At 68.7% G+C, this 18568-nt stretch carries 15 protein-coding genes; 10 read left to right on the top strand and 5 right to left on the bottom strand.

The features are described from left to right. Positions 1-89 precede the first annotated feature (89 nt). Both aceB and D0C15_RS02290 read left to right on the top strand, forming a co-directional pair. Complete coding sequence (gene aceB / locus D0C15_RS02285) at positions 90-1670, top strand: malate synthase A (RefSeq protein ID WP_116040644.1); 1581 nt, start codon at positions 90-92, stop codon at positions 1668-1670. Then, positions 1671-2915 (top strand): DUF6986 family protein, encoded by a 1245-nt coding sequence (locus tag D0C15_RS02290; RefSeq protein WP_116040643.1) that lies wholly within the window; start codon positions 1671-1673, stop codon positions 2913-2915. Here D0C15_RS02290 and D0C15_RS02295 read toward each other — a convergent pair. After that, positions 2879-4402, bottom strand: a complete 1524-nt coding sequence (locus tag D0C15_RS02295) for a PucR family transcriptional regulator (protein ID WP_116040642.1) — start codon at positions 4400-4402, stop codon at positions 2879-2881. The two genes, D0C15_RS02290 and D0C15_RS02295, sit on opposite strands and share 37 nt — an antisense overlap. Positions 4403-4602: 200 nt before the next feature. Here D0C15_RS02295 and D0C15_RS02300 point away from each other — a divergent pair, with 200 nt between their 5' ends. From D0C15_RS02300 to D0C15_RS02330, 7 genes are all read left to right on the top strand, one after another. After that, entirely contained in the window at positions 4603-5484 is an 882-nt protein-coding gene (locus D0C15_RS02300; protein WP_116040641.1) for an FAD binding domain-containing protein, read from the top strand. Further along, on the top strand, positions 5475-5948 hold the full coding sequence (locus D0C15_RS02305) for a (2Fe-2S)-binding protein (RefSeq protein WP_116040640.1): 474 nt from the start codon (positions 5475-5477) through the stop codon (positions 5946-5948). The genes D0C15_RS02300 and D0C15_RS02305 overlap by 10 nt, the downstream gene beginning before the upstream one ends. Further along, positions 5945-7303, top strand: coding sequence for an 8-oxoguanine deaminase (locus D0C15_RS02310; RefSeq protein ID WP_116040639.1), 1359 nt, complete (start codon positions 5945-5947; stop codon positions 7301-7303). The genes D0C15_RS02305 and D0C15_RS02310 overlap by 4 nt, the downstream gene beginning before the upstream one ends. A gap of 73 nt (positions 7304-7376) precedes the next feature. After that, positions 7377-9713, top strand: a complete 2337-nt coding sequence (gene pucD / locus D0C15_RS02315) for a xanthine dehydrogenase subunit D (protein WP_116040638.1) — start codon at positions 7377-7379, stop codon at positions 9711-9713. 59 nt (positions 9714-9772) lie between these two features. Then, a complete protein-coding gene (locus D0C15_RS02320; protein WP_116040637.1) occupies positions 9773-10276 on the top strand; it encodes a nucleoside deaminase in 504 nt (167 codons plus the stop codon). 116 nt (positions 10277-10392) lie between these two features. Further along, positions 10393-11841: an NCS2 family permease gene (locus D0C15_RS02325; RefSeq protein ID WP_116040636.1), complete on the top strand. Its 1449-nt coding sequence runs from the start codon at positions 10393-10395 to the stop codon at positions 11839-11841. A 119-nt stretch (positions 11842-11960) separates the two neighbouring features. Then, positions 11961-12350 (top strand): allophanate hydrolase-related protein, encoded by a 390-nt coding sequence (locus D0C15_RS02330; protein ID WP_116040701.1) that lies wholly within the window; start codon positions 11961-11963, stop codon positions 12348-12350. Here the strand turns inward: D0C15_RS02330 and D0C15_RS02335 are convergent. Continuing rightward, the gene (locus tag D0C15_RS02335) at positions 12320-13891 is read right to left on the bottom strand and encodes a putative glycoside hydrolase (RefSeq protein ID WP_116040635.1); all 1572 of its coding nucleotides are present in this window, start codon (positions 13889-13891) and stop codon (positions 12320-12322) included. The genes D0C15_RS02330 and D0C15_RS02335 overlap by 31 nt on opposite strands. A 132-nt stretch (positions 13892-14023) precedes the next feature. On the opposite strand from D0C15_RS02335, the gene D0C15_RS02340 reads away from it, so the two are divergent. Further along, the gene (locus D0C15_RS02340) at positions 14024-15046 is read left to right on the top strand and encodes a polysaccharide deacetylase family protein (protein ID WP_116040634.1); all 1023 of its coding nucleotides are present in this window, start codon (positions 14024-14026) and stop codon (positions 15044-15046) included. Positions 15047-15055: 9 nt separating this feature from the next. Here the strand turns inward: D0C15_RS02340 and D0C15_RS02345 are convergent, their stop codons facing one another. From D0C15_RS02345 to D0C15_RS02355, 3 genes are all read right to left on the bottom strand, one after another. After that, positions 15056-17080: an NADPH-dependent 2,4-dienoyl-CoA reductase gene (locus D0C15_RS02345; RefSeq protein ID WP_116040633.1), complete on the bottom strand. Its 2025-nt coding sequence runs from the start codon at positions 17078-17080 to the stop codon at positions 15056-15058. Between the two features lie 102 nt (positions 17081-17182). After that, positions 17183-17404 carry a hypothetical protein gene (locus D0C15_RS02350; RefSeq protein ID WP_116040632.1) on the bottom strand — a complete coding sequence of 74 codons (222 nt, stop codon included), beginning with the start codon at positions 17402-17404 and terminating at the stop codon, positions 17183-17185. An 11-nt stretch (positions 17405-17415) separates the two neighbouring features. Next, positions 17416-18552 (bottom strand): fatty acid desaturase family protein, encoded by a 1137-nt coding sequence (locus D0C15_RS02355; RefSeq protein WP_116040700.1) that lies wholly within the window; start codon positions 18550-18552, stop codon positions 17416-17418. Positions 18553-18568: the final 16 nt, after the last annotated feature.

Below are 18568 nucleotides of genomic sequence, written 5' to 3' on the forward strand. Positions count from 1 at the left end.
CGCCGTTGAGCTTCCGCTATGCAGAAACTATAGTCCGAGATGTAAAAACGTATGGACGTCTTTTTGAAAAGTCACAGTGGGGTGTTCGCATGTCCGAAGTGCAGGTGCTGGGCGGCTCGGTGGAGCGCGGCGACGAGATCCTGACGCCCGAGGCGCTGCAGTTCCTTGCCGATCTGCACGACAAGTTCGCCGCCCGGCGCGACGAGCTGCTCCAGGCGCGCACCCATAAGCGTGAGGAGGCCGCGCGCACCGGGAAGCTGGACTTCCTGCCCGAGACACGCGAGGTCCGCGAGTCGGACTGGCAGGTGGCCGAGGCCCCGCCCGCGCTGCGTGACCGGCGGGTGGAGATCACCGGCCCGACCGACCGCAAGATGACGATCAACGCCCTCAACTCCGGCGCCAAGGTCTGGCTCGCCGACCTCGAGGACGCCAACACCCCGCACTGGGACAACGTGGTGTCCGGGCAGGTGAACCTGCACGACGCGGTGCGCAAGACGGTCGAGCTCACCACCCCGGAGGGCAAGAGCTACCAGCTGCGCGACGACGTGGAGCACGCCACGATCGTGGTCCGCCCCCGTGGCTGGCATCTCGACGAGCGGAACCTGACCTTCGGTGGGCGCAGGGCCGTCGGTGCGCTGGTCGACTTCGGCCTCTACTTCTTCCACAACGTCCGCGCCCTGCTGGCGAACGACGCAGGTCCGTACTTCTACCTGCCGAAGATGGAGAGCCACCTCGAGGCGCGGCTGTGGAACGACGTGTTCAGCCACGCCGAGGCCGAGCTGGGCATCGACCACGGCACGATCAGGGCCACCGTGCTGATCGAGACGATCCCCGCGGCGTTCGAGATGGAGGAGATCCTCTACGAGCTGCGCGAGCACGCCTCCGGGCTGAACGCCGGTCGCTGGGACTACCTGTTCAGCGTGATCAAGTACTTCCGCGACGCGGGCGAGAAGTTCGTGCTGCCGGACCGCAACAGCGTGACCATGACCGCGCCGTTCATGCGCGCGTACACCGAGCTGCTGGTGCGGACCTGCCACAAGCGCGGCGCCTTCGCGATCGGCGGCATGGCCGCGTTCATCCCGAACCGGCGCGACCCCGAGGTCACGGAGAAGGCGCTCGCCAAGGTGCGCGACGACAAGAGCCGCGAGGCCGGTGACGGTTTCGACGGTTCCTGGGTGGCGCACCCCGGCATGGTCGACATCTGCCGCGAGGAGTTCGACCGGGTCCTCGGCGACAAGCCGAACCAGCTCGATCGGACCCGCGAGGACGTGCAGGTGACCGCAGCGCAGCTGCTCGACGTCGCCTCCACCGAGGGCAGCGCGACCGCGGCCGGGCTGCGTGCGGCCGTTGACGTCGGCATTCGCTACCTCGCGTCCTGGCTGGGCGGCAATGGTGCGGCCGGTATCCACAACCTGATGGAGGACGCCGCCACCGCGGAGATCTCCCGCTCGCAGGTCTGGCAGTGGGTGCGCAACGGCACCGAGCTCGACAACGGTGAGAAGGTCACCGAGCCGGTGGTCCGCTCGGTGATCGAGGACGTGCACAAGGAACTCGCCGGTGAGGTCCCGGCCGAGTTGCTCGAACCGGCCGTCGAGCTGTTCGAGCAGGTCGCTCTGGCCGAGGAGTACGTCGACTTCCTGACACTGGCCGCCTACGAGCGGATCCAGTAGGTGGCACCGGCAGGCCGGCTCCCGCACAGCGTTTACGCGGCCGCCGACGCCCGCCTCGCGGAGGCGGACGCCCAGGTGGCCGCGCTGTATCCCGGTGAGCCAGCAGGGCGCCAGCCGGTACACACCGTCTATGTGCCCGCGCCCCACTTCTCGGCCGACGTGGTCGAGAAGTGGGGCGCGCAGGCCCGCGACGTGCTGGAGCAGCACGGCGACGGGCTGGCCATGGACGCGGCCGTGGCCGAGCGGGTGCGGGAGAAGCTGCGCGCCGAGCCTGTCGAGGATTTGCGGATCGACTTCGAGGACGGCTACGGCAATCGGCCCGACGAGGAGGAGGACTCCGCGGCTCGGGACGCGGGACGCGTCCTCGCCGGGCTGGTCGCTGCCGGGTCGGCGCCGCCGTTCACCGGAATCCGGTTCAAGAGCTTCGAGGCGGCCACCCGCCATCGCGGCATTCGCACACTGGACCTCTTCCTCGAGGGACTGCTGCGGGATTCGGGTCTGCCGGACGGGTTCGTGGTGACCCTGCCCAAGGTGACGGCCGTGGCACAGGTGGTCGCGGCCGTAGAGGTGCTGGCCGCGCTCGAACAGGCACACTCGCTGGCTGAAGGGGCACTACGGTTCGAGGTGCAGATCGAGACACCGCAGTCGATCCTCACCCCGGACGGCACGGTCGCCGTCGCTGCCGTGCTCCGTGCGGCCCAGGGCCGATGCACCGGTCTGCACTACGGCACCTACGACTACAGCGCGGCTCTTGGCATCAGCGCGGCGGATCAGCGTATGGACCATTCGGCCGCGGACTTCGCGAAGGCGTTCATGCAGGTCGCCGCCGCGGGTACGGGGGTGCGGCTGTCCGACGGCTCCACTAACAGGCTTCCAGTCGGTGCGGCAGTGGACGTGCACGCCGGGTGGGCAGAGCACGTCCGGCTGGTGCGACGCAGCCTCGGCAACGGCTTTTACCAGGGCTGGGATCTACATCCGCATCAGCTCCCGAGCCGGTTCGCGGCCACCTACGGGTTCTTCCGCGACGGCTTTTCCGCTGCGGCACAACGATTGCGGGCGTACGCGGAGCAGGCAGGCGGTGGCGTCCTCGACGAGCCGGCCACGGCACAGGCACTGGCGCGCTTCCTCGTCCGCGGTCTGGACTGTGGTGCGTTCGATCCCGCAGAGGTCGCCGAGGCCACCAACCTGGGCAGGAACGATCTCGACGCCTACGCCTCCCGGTCGGAGATGCACAGCGCGAGGTAGACGTCCACCTGCGTGGGGAAGTCGGTGAGGTCCTTGCCGAGCAGCTCGCTGGCCCGTGTGATGCGGTAGCGCAGCGTGTTGACGTGCACATGCAACGCCTTCGCCGCCGCGCCAGGGGAACCGGAGCACTCCAGAAACACCCGCACCGTGCGGACGAGATCGCCCTGCTGGGCCTCGTCGTAGGCGAGTAGCGGGCCGAGCGTCCGCCTGCGGACGGAGTGCCTCAGCTCGTCGGCCACTCCGGCGAGCAGCAGTTGGTGCGTGCCGATCTGCTCACCCGAAACCACGGCGATCCGGTCGGTGCCTCGCGCTGCCAGCGCCAACGCGTGGCGGGCCTCCTCGCTCGCCCCGCGCAAACCGGCGATCGTGGCCGGACCACCGATGCCGACCAGGACCTGGCCCCCGCGTAGCAGCGGTTCCACAGCCGACAGTGCCGCGGTCGCCGTCTCCGCCCAGTCCTGCGGCCACTCGTCCGCCTCGACCAGCGCGCACGCCTGATCGCCTTGCTGGGTGAGCTCGCCGACGAACGACCGGCCGGGGTGCTCGGCGAGCAGCTCCACCAGCAGTTGCACGCCGAGTCCGCGCACCGGTTCCGGTGCGCGGAGCAGCAGGACCCGCAGTGCCGTGTCCGTGGTCAGCCCGGTGGCGCCGAGACCGCCGGAGAGTTCGCCTTCACTCAGCGCGGCCCCGCCGACCAGACGGAGCAAAGGCGCGGCCAGCCGGTCGGTGACCCCGCGGATCTGCTCGCTCCGGGAGCGATCCAGCGCCACCAGACTCGCGAGTTCCTCCGCGACCGCGGCCCGCGCGGGTGGCCGGTCGGCCCGGTCGCCTCCCACGACCAGCAGCCAGGGCAGGGGCGAGCGGTCGCCGAGCGGTAGCGACGTGAGTCCATTCTGGACGACCGTGCGACCGCCCGCCTCGACAAACGCTCGTGCGGCGGAGGTCGCGTCGAGCGGTTCCGGGCCGCCGGACGCCACGATCCGGCCGGTGGCCGACAGCACCCAGCACGGTGCGTCCAGTTCGGCGGCCCCGTGCCGCAGCAGCTCGGGAAGTGACGCGTGCTCGGTCGCCGCCGACAGCAACCGTTTGCGCGCACCGGGACTGTCCTCGCGGTCGCCGGCCAGCGCGAGCACCACCCGTTCGGTGATGACGGCGAACGACAGATCGGGTGGCACCTCGAGCAGCGGGATGCGGTGCCGCTCGCACGCGCGCACGAGTTCGGTGGGAATCCCATCCGTGTCCGCGCCGGACGCCGCGAGGGCGGTGGCGCCCGCGTCGGCCAGGGCGCTGACGAACGGTTCAGCGTCGTCTTCGTCGCGCCACCAGAGCAGCCCGGTGAGCACGAGTTCACCCGCAGAGAGGTAGCGGCTGGGGTCCGGGAGTTCGGTCCCGTAGATCCGGCTGACCTCCCGGTCCAGCAGTGTGGCCCCGCTGCGCAGCCGCAGCCGGAGTTCGGGGATCTCGAGCAGCGTTCGCACCGGCGTCATCAGGTTTGTAGAAAAGCACAAAGGGAAGGGCCTTGACCAGCCGCGGTTTCATACTGCGGCGCCGTTGCCGGGTGCGGGTCCGACTGTGTCTACTTGTGCAGCAGGTCACACACCAGCCGGACCGGCGCTTTCCCGGGAAAGTGCGACCTCCTGAACCGCACTTTCCCGGGAAAGTGCGAACCCGACGAAGGGGAGCAACGGTGGAGTTTCTCCGTCCCGCCACACTCGGCGAGGCACTCGCCGTCAAGGCCGAACGGCCGGACGCGGTGCCGATCGCGGGCGGCACGGACGTGATGGTCGAACTCAACTTCGACCATCGACGTCCGGAGACGCTGCTCGATCTCACCGGGATCGGCGAACTGGCCGAGTGGGAGCAGACCGATGGGCTCATCCGGCTCGGATCCGGGGTGCCCTACACGAGGGTGATCGACGAACTCGGTGCCACGCTGCCCGCGCTGGCGATGGCGTCGAGGACGGTCGGCTCCCCGCAGATCCGCAACAGGGGGACCGTCGGCGGCAACCTCGGTGCGGCCTCGCCCGCGGGCGATACACACCCGGTGCTGCTGGTCGCGGGCGCGAAGGTGGAGGCGGCATCGACAAGGGGGACCAGGCTTGTCCCCGCCGAGCAGTTCTACCTCGGGGTGAAGCGGCATGCGTTGGAGCCGGACGAGTTGATCACCGCGGTGCACCTGCCCGCAACAGCCGGCCCACAACAGTTCGCGAAGGTGGGCACCCGCAACGCGATGGTCATCGCGGTGTGTTCCTTCGCGATCGCCCTGCACCCGGATGAGGCCAGGGTGGCCGCGGCCGTCGGCTCCGCCGCACCGACACCGCGCCACGCTTCCGAAGCGGAGGAGTTCCTCACCGGTGAACTCACCGCCTCGGGTTTGTGGGAGACCCGCGCCGGTATTTCCGACTCCGTGCGCAGACGCTTCGGTGAGCTCGTCGCAGCCGCCGCGAATCCCATCGACGACGTGCGCGGCAGCGCGGACTACCGCAAACACGCACTGAGCGTTCTCGCCAGGCGCACGCTCGGCTGGGCCTGGTCGGAATTCCAAACTGGAGGCAGAGCATGCGCGTGAACGTGACGGTCAACGGTGAGACCAGGCAGGCTGACGACGTCTGGGAGGGCGAGAGCCTGCTGTACGTGTTGCGCGAGCGGCTCGGCCTCCCCGGCTCGAAGAACGCCTGCGAACAGGGCGAGTGCGGCTCGTGCACGGTGTATCTGGACGAGGTTCCGGTGTGCTCCTGTCTGGTCGCTGCGGGGCAGGTGCGGGGGCGAGAGGTACGCACGGTCGAGGGGCTGGCCGAGGGGGACCGCCTCGATCCGGTGCAGCAGTCCTTTGTAGATTGTGGCGCCGTGCAGTGCGGCTTCTGCACACCGGGACTGGTGGTGGCGGCGCACGATCTGCTGAACCGCGTGCCCGAACCGGCCGACGAGGAGATTCGCGAGGCACTGGCCGGCAACCTCTGCCGCTGTACCGGGTACGAGAAGATCCTGGACGCCGTCCGCCATGCGGCGGCGGAGAAGGCGGGTAAGTCGTGACCCGCGTCGCGATCGAGAACGCCGCCGTTTGCACTGTGGACGATCAGGACACGGAGTACCCGTCGGGCCACGTGCTCGTCGAGGACGACCGGATCGTCTCGGTCGGTCCAGGACCCGCACCCGGTGCCGCCGACCGGCGCGTCGATGCCGGCGGCTGCCTGGTCACCCCGGGCCTGGTGAACACCCACCATCATCTCTACCAGTGGGCGACCAGGGGGCTCGCGGCCGACTCCACACTGTTCGAGTGGCTGGTCGAGCTGTACCCGGTGTGGGGTGGGCTGGACGCCGAGATCACGCATACCGCGGCGTCCGCCGGACTCGCCCGGCTCGCCACGACCGGTTGCACCACCGTTGCCGATCACCATTACGTCTTTCCGTCAGATGGCGGCGACCAGCTCGACGCGCTGGTTTCGGCGACGCACCGGATCGGGGTGCGCGCTCACCTGGTGCGCGGATCGATGGACCGGGGGGAGTCCGACGGCGGACTACCGCCGGACAACCTGGTCGAGGACACAGAGAGCGCCCTGCTCGGCACGGAGCGGGCAATCAGCACCTGGCACGATCCGGAGCCCACCGCCAGGGTCCGGATCGCGGTTGGCCCGTGTTCGCCGTTCTCGGTCACTGAGCGGTTGATGACCGGCGCCGCCGAACTGGCCCGCGCCCATGGCGTCCGCCTGCACACCCACCTTGCCGAGACCCTTGACGAGGAACGGCAGTGCCGCGCGGAGAACGGTTGTTCGCCTGCCGAGTACGCCGAGAAACTCGGCTGGCTCGGCCCGGACGTCTGGCTCGCGCACACCGTGCACCTGGCACCGGACGCGATCCTGCGGCTCGGCGCCACCGGTACCGGCTCGGCGCACTGCCCCACCTCCAACGGCAGGCTGGGCACCGGAATCGCACCGGTCCGCGATCTGCTCGACGCCGGGGCACCGGTGGGGCTAGGCGTCGACGGCGCGGCCTCGAACGAGTCCGGCGGGCTCGGGGAGGAACTGCACCAGGCGCTGCTGCAGGCACGCCAGCGTGGCGGGCCGAGCGCGCTCACCGTCCGCGAGGCACTGCGGCTGGGCACCATGGGCGGAGCGCGGTGCCTCGGCAGGGAACGCGAACTGGGCTCGCTGGAGCCGGGCAAGCTCGCCGATCTCGCCGTCTGGCGCCTCGATGGGCTGGCACACAGCGGAATCGCCGACCCGGTTGCCGCACTCGTGCTCGGCACGCTCCCGCCGCTGGCGCTGCTGCTGGTCGGTGGGGAGACCGTCGTCGCCGAAGGAGAACTGCGCACCGTGGACGAGTCCGTGATCAGCAACGAGCTGCGCGCCGCGAGCGCGCGGCTGGCAACGTCTAGGGAGTCGGAATGAGCGACTGTCACCGTGACCAGATCGGGTACGGCACCAAGCGATGTGCGGCCCGCCGTCGAATGAGGCAGGGGACATGAACGCGCCCACCCAGACTGACACCGCGACGAACACCGCGAGCGGTATCGGCGGAAGTCCACAACGGCCGGACGGTGTGATCAAGGTTCGGGGTGAGTTCGCCTACTCATCCGACCTCTGGCACGAGGACATGCTGTGGGGCGCGACGCTGCGCAGTCCGCATCCCTACGCCCGCATCGGCGGAATCGACATCAGTAAGGCGCTGGCCGTGCCCGGTGTGTACGCCGTGCTGACCCACGAGGACGTCCCCGGGGTCAATCGGTACGGGCTGGAACATCCCGACCAGCCGGTGCTCGCCGCCGAGGTCGTCAGGTACCAGGGGGAGCCGGTGGCGATCGTGGCCGCCGATCATCCGGAGACCGCTCGCAGGGCGATGGAACGGATCCAGGTTTCCTACGAGGTGCTCGAGCCGGTGACCGACGCCGAGCGGGCGGTCACCGACGAGGAGGGCCCTGACCTGCATCCCGGCGGCAACGTCGTACGCCACGTGCCGATCCGCAGGGGAGAGCAGAGCGTCGAGGCGGACGTCGTGGTGACCGGCTCCTACGAGGTGGGGATGCAGGACCAGGCGTTCCTCGGGCCGGAGTCGGGAATGGCGGTGCCCGCCGAGGACGGCGGCGTCGACCTGTACGTCGCGACGCAGTGGCTGCACGTGGACCAGCAGCAGATCGTCGCGGCGCTCGGGCTGCCCGCGGAGAAGGTCCGCCTCACTCTCGGCGGGGTCGGTGGCGCTTTCGGTGGCCGCGAGGACCTTTCCATCCAGGTGCACGCCTGCCTGCTGGCCCTGCACACCGGGAAACCGGTGAAGATGGTCTACAACCGCGAGGAGTCCTTCTACGGCCACGTGCACCGGCATCCGGCGACGTTGCACTACGAGCACGGCGCGGACGCCGATGGGCGGCTGCGCTACGTCAAGGCCCGGATCTTCCTCGACGGTGGCGCATACGCCTCCTCCACCGGCGCGGTGGTCGCCAACGCGGCGACTCTCGGTGTGGGGCCCTACGACGTTCCGAACGTCACCGTGGACTGCTGGGGTGTCTACACGAACAACCCGCCCTGCGGTGCCATGCGAGGTTTCGGTGCGGTGCAGGCCGCGTTCGCGTACGAGTCGCAGATGGATCGTCTGGCTGCTGCCTGTGGACTCGACCCGGTCGAGGTCCGGGTGCGTAATGCCATGAGCGAGGGCACGGTGATGCCCACCGGACAGGTGGTCGACTCCGCGGCCCCGGTCGAAGAACTCCTGCGCAGGGTGCAGCGCAAGCCGCTGCCCGCCGAATCGTCGACAGCAGACTCGGACACACGAGAATCGGTGGGCACCGTGGACCTGCGCCGCATGCCAGGCGGGGTTTCCAACACCACGCACGGCGAGGGAGTGGTACGCGGGGTCGGCTACGCGGTCGGCATCAAGAACATCTGCTTCTCGGAGAGCTTCGACGACTACTCCACGGCACGGGTGCGGTTGGAGGTGGTCGGCGGGGAGCCGGCCGCCACCGTCCACACCGCCGCATGCGAGGTCGGGCAGGGCCTGGTGACCGTCATGCAGCAGATCGTGCGTACCGAACTCGGTGTGGAACAGGTGACGATCCAGCCGATGGACACCACGATCGGGAACGCGGGCTCCACCTCGGCCTCCAGGCAGACCTATGTCACCGGAGGTGCCGTGCGAGCCGCCTGCCTCGCGGTCCGCACCGGGCTGTTCGCCCGTGCCAGGGCGGAGTTCGGCGAGGGTGGTGGCGAACTCGACGTCACCGGGGGAAAGCTGGTCAACTCGCAGGGTGCCGTCCTGGCCGAACTGGCCGAGGTGCTCGGCTCGGAGGTGCTCGACGAGACGGTCGAGTGGCGGCACCGGCCCACCCGCGAACTCGACCCGGAGACCGGGCAGGGCGACGCCCACGTGCAGTACGGCTTCGCCGCCCACCGGGCCGTGGTCGACGTGGACACGGAGCTGGGTCTGGTGAAGGTGATCGCGCTGGACTGCGCGCAGGATGTCGGCAAAGCGATGAATCCGCAGGCGGTCCTCGGTCAGATCCAGGGCGGGTCCGCACAGGGGCTTGGTCTCGCCGTGATGGAGGAGATCCAGATCAAGGACGGGGTCATCCGCAACCCGTCCTTCACCGACTACCTGATCCCGACGGTGCTCGACATGCCACCGATGGACATCGACGTACTGGAACGGGCCGACCCGCACGCCCCGTACGGACTGCGTGGTGTCGGCGAGCCACCGACGATCTCTTCCACCCCAGCCATCGTCGCCGCGATCAGGGCGGCCACCGGCAGGGCGCTGCCCAGGGTGCCGGTTCGACCCGAGCACATCACCGGACTCGACGGCGCGTAATGAGCGGCAGCGGCCGGAACCAGAACAGACCAGATCCCAGCAGAGCAAGGAGCACATCCATGGGTGTAAGCCTGCCCAGTACCCAGTCCGCCGAGCGGGAATGGCTCGACGAGGCGGTGCGGCTCGCCACGGCCAGCGTGGCAAAGGGCGGTGGACCTTTCGGTGCCGTCGTCGTGTCCGGCGGGCGGGTCATCGCCACCGGCACCAACGAGGTGACCTCCACACTGGACCCGACGGCGCACGCCGAGGTGGTCGCCATCCGCGCCGCCTGTGCCGCCGTCGGAGACTTCCGGCTGAACGGTTGTGTACTCGTCTCTTCCTGTGAACCGTGTCCGCTGTGTCTCTCGGCCGCGCTGTGGGCCCGGGTGGACCGGGTGCTCTACGGCGCGGACCGCGACGACGCCGCGGCGGCCGGCTTCGACGATCGCGAGTTCTACGACCTCTTCGGTAAGCCGAGGGAGCAATGGCCGATGCCGGTCGGCCAGCTGTCCACAACAGAGCAGTTGGGGCATATCGCCCCGTTCACCGCGTGGCAGGAGAAGCCGGACAAGCGCGAGTACTGACCGCTCGCGCCACCGCACGCGAACCGCACCAGATCACCCGCGCGACAGCCCGGCTCCGGCAGGGCTGGCGATGCAGCACGCCCAGAATCCAGGCCACAACGACGTGGAGGACTGCCGTGACCGAGCTGCGCACGCAACGGCCGCATCAACCGCCCGAACCCGGGCGAGGACGAGCTTCGGCCATCGACCGCTATTTCAAGGTATCTGTCAGGGGCAGTACGTTTGGCCGAGAGGTGCGTGGAGGAATCACCACCTTCGTCGCCATGTGCTACATCGTGCTGCTCAACCCGCTCATCCTCGGGGCGTCGGCCGACATCACCGGTGCCAGGCTGACCACCGAGGAGATCACCACCGCGACCGCTCTGGCCGCGGGCGTCACCACGATCCTGATGGGCATCGTCGGCAACGCCCCGCTCGCGCTCGCCGCGGGACTCGGCGTCAACGGCATCGTCGCCTTCCAGCTCGCTCCCACGATGACCTGGGCACAGGCGTTCGGGCTCGTGGTGCTGGAAGGTGTCTGCATCGTGCTGATGGCTGTCTCGGGCATTCGCGAGAAGATCATCAACGCGATACCGATGCCGTTGAAGACCGCTATCACCGTCGGTATCGGTCTCTACATCGCCCTGGTGGGCCTGGTCAGTGCCGGGTTCGTGACCAGGACGCCGGACTCGGCGAATTCGACCGTACCGGTCCGGATGGGCGAGGGCGGGCACCTGATCGGCTGGCCGATCGCGGTGTTCTGTATCGGCCTGCTGCTGATGGTCGTGCTGGTGAGCCGGGGAGTGGCCGGTGCGGTGCTGATCAGCATCGCTGCCGCCACCGTGCTCGCCGTGGCGGTCAACGAGATCTTCGCGGTGAGTGGATGGGGTCTGGTGGAACCGTCCATTCCGGATCACCTGGTGGCCAGCCCGGACTTCGGGTTGCTGGGGCAGGTGGACCTGTTCGGCGGGTTCGCCTCGGCCGGGGCGGTCACCGCGACCGTGTTCCTGTTCACCCTGGTTCTGTCCGGGTTCTTCGACGCGATGGGGACGATCACCAGCGTGTCGGAGGAGGCCGGGCTGGTCCGGAACGGCCGGGTACAGGGAATGGGCCGGATCCTGATGGTCGACGGGTTCGGCGCACTGGCCGGCGGCGTCACTGGTTCCTCACCGAACACCGTCTTCCTCGAGTCGGCGGCAGGTGTCGGTGAAGGGGCGAGGACAGGTGTGGCGAGTGTGGTCACCGGTGGCCTGTTCACCGCGACCCTGTTCCTCACCCCGATCGCCGCGGTAGTGCCGGCGCAGGCCGCCGCCCCCGCGCTCGTGGTGATCGGCGGGATGATGATGGCGCAGTGCGCCAAGGTCCCGTGGCAGGACATGGACTTCGCGATCCCGGTGTTCCTGACGATCGCGATAATCCCCTTCACCTACTCGATCACCAACGGTATCGGCGCGGGACTGGTTTCCTTCGTACTGATCAAGGTGGCCAAGCGCAGGCTGGGTGAGGTGGGCTGGATACTCGGCTCGCTGGCACTGGTGTTCTTCCTGTACTTCGCCGTGGAGGGCATCACCGCCGCGGTGCGATGATGCCGGGCCACGGGACCGCGTTTCGTGCCGAGGGGGTGTGCCCGTGAGGCACGAACAGCGGGCGAACCGGTGACCGCATCACCCGACTCTTGACCAAGACGCTCGAGAAAGGGCTCGTGATGGCACTGATGTTCCTCAACGGTGGCGGGATGCGCGGTGGGCCGCTGCACGAACAGTTGCAGGGCGCGCCCCTGCTGTGTGTCGCGCGCAGTGCGCCCAGGTACCGGTACTTCTCCGTCGGCGACCGGTTCCCGGCCATGTACGAGGTCGCCGAGGGCGGGGGCAGTGTGCTCGGCGAGGTCTACGACCTGCCCCTGGCCGTTCTGCGGGAGCACCTGATTCCGGCCGAGCCGCCCGAACTGGAGATCGGTGTCATCGAACTCTCCGATGGCGCTTCGTGTCTCGCCACCGTACTGCGTCAGTCGTTCGTGGACAGTCCGGAGCTGGTGGACATCACGGCCTACGGGGACTGGCGGGCCTACCGTGGGACGAGTGCCTCCGGATCGTAACGGCAGCTCGCGTCCCACAGCAGGAACGACTGGATCCCGGCGTCCGCCGCCGCCTTGATCTGTGCCCTGATCTCCTCCGGACCGTAGGCCTCACCGAGACTGAACGCCTGCAGCCACGGGATGACGGCCGTCGAGCCGTCCCCCTTGGCCGCCAGCTTGGCGAAGTCCTGCAGCGACCGTTTGGTGATCGCGTACGGCTCGCTTTCCGGGTTGGCGACTCCGTACTCGCCCGGGCCCCAATGCGACGGGTACACCATGGGCGCGACGTAGTCGGCGTGCTCGGACATGGCTGGAATGTCCTGGGCTATCTGGGTCGGGCGGGTGGCGGCGATTCCGAAGACCGAGACACCGAGCAGCGCCCCGTGCCGGTGGACGACGGGGCGGGTCTGCCCGACGAAGTCCGCGACCGCCTGTTCGGGAGTCGTGGTGATCCCTGGGAAGCGCATCTGCGCGATCGCGCCGTCCGGGCGGCGGATGTAGTCGTACAGGATCTCGTCGAATCCCAGTTTGGCGGCCTCCTCGGCGATCGCCACGTTGTACGCGCGCACGTCGGGGTTGGCGAAGTTGGTGAACGCGTACTCGCCGTACCCGCCCGTCCACGGGGTGCCGTTCGCCCGTTGCACGACCCGGTCCCGGTGCCCGTTCTCCCAGGAGTGCTTGCCGAGAATCGGATCCCGGAACGCCACTATCCTGCCCACCACCCGGACGCCGGCCTGGTGCAGCTGGTCGAGTGCGGCCCTGGCGTCGTAGTGGTCGCGGGTCGCGCCGATCTCCCGTGCGAGCGGGACCGCGGACTGGTAGCCGATCTCCCCGCTCTCGTCCTTGATGTCCAGTTGGACCGTGTCGATGCGCTTCTCCCTGGCCAGCTGCAGTACCGGGTCGCGCAGCGAAGGGGCACTCCATGCGCTCGCGCTCATGTGCACGGCGCGCATTCCGGGGTGGCGTACGGGAATGCCCATCTCCTCGGTCGCGGCGTTGCCGGCCTTGTCCCTGGCCTCGACGGTGACGGTGGTGGTTCCGGGTTCGGTGCGCGCGGTGAAGGTGCCGTCCTCGGCCAGGGGCACCGGTTTGCCCTGTACGTGTACGGAGGAAGCCTTACCCGCGCTGCCGTGGACCTGGGCCGCGACGTTCGGTTCTACCGGTTCCACGGGGTTGACCGACAGTTCGGGTGGAGTCCTGTCCACGGAGAAGATGCGCAGCGACTCGCCTGCTGGAAGTGCGGCGATCCGGTGCGGGAGCCGCACCACGAGGGTGTGCACGCCCTCGGCGAGTTCCGGTGCGTTCAGCCGCAGCAGATCGCCTTCCCGCTCGACCGGTGCCGCCGCTCCGTCGAGCAGGACCTCGGCGCGTTCGATGTCGCCGCTCGTGCTGATGGTGACCTCGTCCAGCACAGCCGGGGTGACGATGTCGCCGTTGCCGAGCGCGGTCACGGAGACGTCGGGTCGCATCGTGATCGCCACCGACACGACGGCCGCCGCGGCGGCCAGTACCGCGGCGGCGAGAACGAGCAGGGTGCTCCGGACAAAGGAACTCGACGCCATCACTCCACCTCCGGTCTCGCGCGGTCGTGCTGTCCGAGTACCCGTAGGACGACGTTTTCCCACCGATCGGCGAGATCCCCCCGGTCGAGTGATTGGACTGCGTGGCGGAGGTCCCGCTCTTACGTTGCTGGTATGGGCATTCCTCGGCTGATCGCCTCGGCGACGACAGTGCTGCTCCTGACCGGCTGCGGCGGAGGCCTGTCCCCACCGGTCGAGGAGCTGGTCGGATCCAGCAGCCCCGCGCCGGCCTCCGGGGACCAACAGCCTCCGGTCGCCGCCGTGCGACCCGCGGACGTACGAGCGAACGAACTCGGTGTGGTTCCGGTGCTGATGTACCACCGGATCATCGCGAAACCGAGTTCGGTCTACGACCGCACGCCCGCGGATTTCAGGGCCGAACTCGAACGGCTGGCGCGGACGGACTACGTGCCGATCACCACAGCGGACTTCGTCACTGGAAAGATCGACATTCCCGCCGGCAAGCACCCCGTGGTGCTGACATTCGACGACGGTGACCCCAGTACGTTCGCCCTCGGCCAGGACGGCGAGCCCGCGAAGGGAACGGCCGTGCGAATCCTCCAGGAGGTGGCCGCCGCGAATCCGGGTTTTCGTCCCGTCGCGAGCTTCTACATCAACGCCGATCCGTTCGGAGGCGGTGCCGCGGGCCGAGAGGCACTGGCCTGGTTGCACGGCCACGGCTTCGAGATCGGCAACCACACATACGGGCACACGAATCTGAGCTCGGTCTCGGACGGCGAAGCACGGCAGGACATCGCACGCGGTGACGAGGCGATTCGGCAGGCGCTGCCCGGCTACCGCCCCACCACGCTGGCACTGCCGTTCGGCGCGCGGTCCGGGACGGACGGACTCGTGCTGCGCGGGACGGGGTACGACTACGCCGGTGCGCTGCTCGTCGGCGCGAACCCGGCTCCTTCGCCGTACTCGGTGGACTTCGATCCGGAGGCCATCCCGCGGATTCGATCCCAGGGCGCGGACGGCGAGGAGGCGAAGTACGGCTCGACGGTCTGGCTCGACGAACTCGAGGCCGATCCCGGCGGCCGCTACACCTCCGATGGGGACCCGAAGGTCATTTCCTATCCGGAGGGCACCGGATCGCCCGCCGAGCGGTTCGCGGCGAGGGCCGTGGCCTACTGAGCCGCTGCCCTACAGCGTGATCGCGAGCCGGGTCGCCTGGTCGATCGCCCGCTTCGCGTCCAGTTCGGCGGCCACGTCGGCGCCACCCACGAGATGCGTGCGCACCCCGGCGGCTCGCAGATCCCCGGCCAGATCGCGCAGCGGCTCCTGGCCCGTGCAGACCACGACGTTGTCGACGGCGAGTACGCGCTGCTCCGCCCCGACCTCCAGATGCAGACCCTCGTCGTCGATCCGGCGGTAACCGGCGCCGGTGATCATCTCGACCTGCTTGTTCCGCAGCGTCGTCCGGTGCACCCATCCCGAGGTCTTGCCCAGTCCCGCGCCCATCTTGCTGGTCTTTCGCTGAATCAGATACACCTGGCGTGGCGAGGACGGCGCCGCCCGCGTCACCCCTTCGACACCGCCCCTGGCCATCTCCGGATCGCCGACACCCCAGTCCGCACGCCACCGTTTGACGTCGAGTGCGGAACTGTCCGTGCTGGTGAGAAACTCACAGACGTCGAAGCCGATACCACCCGCGCCGATGACGGCCACCCTGCGGCCCACCCGCGCACCACGTAGAACATCCACATAGGACAAGACGGTCGGGTGGTCGACCCCGGGGATCGCGGGCGTGCGGGGTACGACGCCGGTAGCGAGCAGTACCTCGTCGAAACCGTCTTCGCGTAGCTGCGAGGTATCCACTCTGTGACCGAGCCGCAGGCTGACTCCGAGCAGGTCCAGCTGCCTGGCGAAGTACCGCACGGTTTCGTGGAACTCCTCCTTGCCGGGAATGCGTTTCGCGAGGTTGAACTGGCCGCCGATCTCCTCGGCGGCCTCGAACAGGGTCACCGTGTGGCCACGCCGCGCCAGGGTGGTCGCGGCGGCGAGCCCAGCGGGTCCCGCGCCGACGACCGCGATCCGGCGCGGCGGCGTCGCGGGGCGCAGCACCAGCTGTGTCTCGTGAGCCGCCCGGGGATTGACCAGGCAGGTCGCCGTGCGGTGCCGGAAAACGTGGTCCAGGCAGGCCTGGTTGCAGGCGATGCACGTGTTGATCTCGTCAGCGCGGCCCTCGGTGGACTTGGCCACCCATTCCGGATCTGCCAGCAGCGGGCGGGCCAGCGACACCAGGTCGGCCTCGCCGCGTGCGAGTACGCCCTCGGCGACATCCGGCATGTTGATCCGGTTCGAGGCGATCACCGGGATCGACAGGTGTGGGCGCAGCTTGCCGGTGAGGTCGGCGAACGCGGCGCGCGGGACGGAGGTGACGATCGTCGGCACCCTCGCCTCATGCCAGCCGATGCCGCTGTTGATCAGGGTGGCGCCCGCGTTCTGCACGGCCAGTGCCAGCTCCACCACCTCGTCCCAGCTCTGTCCGCTGGGTACGAGGTCGAGCAGGGAGAGCCGGTAGACGATGATGAAGTCCTCGCCGACCGCGGCCCGCACCTGCCGGACGATCTCCACGGGCAGCCGCATCCGGTTCGCCCAGCTACCGCCCCACTCGTCGCGGCGACGGTTCGTGCGGGCGGCGAGGAACTGGTTGATCAGGTACCCCTCGGAGCCCATGATCTCGACGCCGTCGTAGCCGGCCTTCCTGGCCAGCGCGGCGCAGCGGGCGAAGTCGGCGATCGTGGCGCGGATCCCGCGCCCGCTGAGGGCTCGTGGACGAAAAGGTGTGATCGGGGACTTCACCGTGGACGCCGAAACACTCAGCGGGTGGTAGGCATATCGCCCGGCATGCAGGATCTGCAGCGCGATCTTGCCGCCCGCCGCTTGCACGGCCGAGGTCACCCGCCGGTGTGTCCGCGCCTCTCGCTCCGAGGTCAGGGAGGCACCGAACGGCAGCAGCCAGCCCGTGCGGTTGGGGGAGTACCCGCCGGTGATGATCAGCCCCGTACCGCCGCGGGCGCGTTCGGCGAAGTACTCGGCGAGGCGTCCGGTATCCCTGGCGCGGTCCTCGAGACCGGTGTGCATCGACCCCATGACCACGCGATTGCGCAGCGTGGTGAAACCCAGATCCAGCGGCTGCGACAGGTGCGGAAACGGCTCGCTCATCTCCCTACCCTAACCTACTCGCCAGTAGGTTAGGGTAGGGAACATGTCCCCAATGTGGCATTGGGGTACTTCAACGTCCCCAATGCCACATTGGGGACATCCTCAGCCTTGGTCGGGGGACTCGCGAGGGGCGCGCAGCTCGTCGGCTTGGGCGCGCTGAGCAGCCTCGCGCATCTCGATCAGGTCGGTCAGCCAGTCGCCGGTCTCCCTGGCGACGTCGCGGACCGCGCCGGTCACGATGGTCGCGATGTTGCCGATGTGCGTCGCTGCCGACTCGGTCAGCTCCTGCACGGTGTCCTTCTGGCTCTCGAACCGACCCACCATGTTCGTAATCCTTACGCAGCCGTGCGTGCCTTGTCGCGGTCCAGGGTAGAGCCAGCGTCGTCCGGTCCGCTCGGAGCGACGTTCCCGCGAACGCCCGGCAGCGCGAGCTTGACGAGTTTCTTCGCCACCGAGCCGAGCTGCCTGCCCAGCGAGCCGGTGTTGTACGGCAGGCCGTACTTCTCGCAGATCGCCCGCACCTCGTCGGCGATCTGCGGGTACCGCCGTGCCGGGATGTCGGGGAACAGGTGGTGCTCGATCTGGTGCGAGAGGTTGCCGGAGAGGATGTGGAACAGCTTTCCTCCGGAAATGTTGGCCGAACCGAGAATCTGCCGGAGATACCACTGACCCCGTGTCTCGTTCTCGGTCTCCTCCTCGGTGAAACTTTCGACATCCGCGGGGAAGTGGCCGCAGAAGATGATCGAGAACGCCCACAGGTTGCGCGTCAGGTTCGCCGTCGCGTTGCCGAGGAAGGTCAGCGGCGCGAGCGGGCCGGTCAGCAGCGGGAACAGGACGTAGTCCTTACCGATCTGCCGGGAGGCCTTGCGGATCATCTTCTCCCGCGCCTCCTTGGTGTCGGCCCAGGTGCGCTCACCCTTGACGATCCGCTCGAACTCCAGGTCGTGCAGCATGACGCCCCACTGGAAGAACACCGCGAGCAGTACCGCGTACACCGGATTGCCGAGGTAGTACGGGTGCCACTTCTGCTCGGGATCGATCCGCAGAACGCCGTAGCCGATGTCGCGGTCTTTGTCGAGGATGTTCGTGTAGGTGTGGTGGATGTAGTTGTGCGAATGCCGCCAGTTCTCCGCGGGGGCCACCGTGTCCCACTCGAACTTCTGTGAACTCAGCGCCGGGTCCCGCGTCCAGTCGTACTGGCCGTGCATGACGTTGTGGCCGATCTCCATGTTGTCCAGGATCTTGGACAGCGAGAGCGCGCCGACCCCGGCGATCCACGCGGGCGGGAAGAAGCCGGCGAACAGCAGACCTCTGCCGAGGATCTCCAGTCCGCGCTGGGTCTTGATGACGTTGTGGATGTAGTCGACATCCTCCTTGCCGAGGTCGGCCACGACCCGCTGCCGGATGGTGTCCAGTTCGCGGCCGAATTCCTCGACCTGTTCGGGGGTGAGTCGGTCCTGCAGTCCAGTCATGGTGGGCCCTTCTTCG

The sequence above is a fragment of the Amycolatopsis palatopharyngis genome, from assembly GCF_003385185.1.
Taxonomy (GTDB): domain Bacteria; phylum Actinomycetota; class Actinomycetes; order Mycobacteriales; family Pseudonocardiaceae; genus Amycolatopsis; species Amycolatopsis palatopharyngis.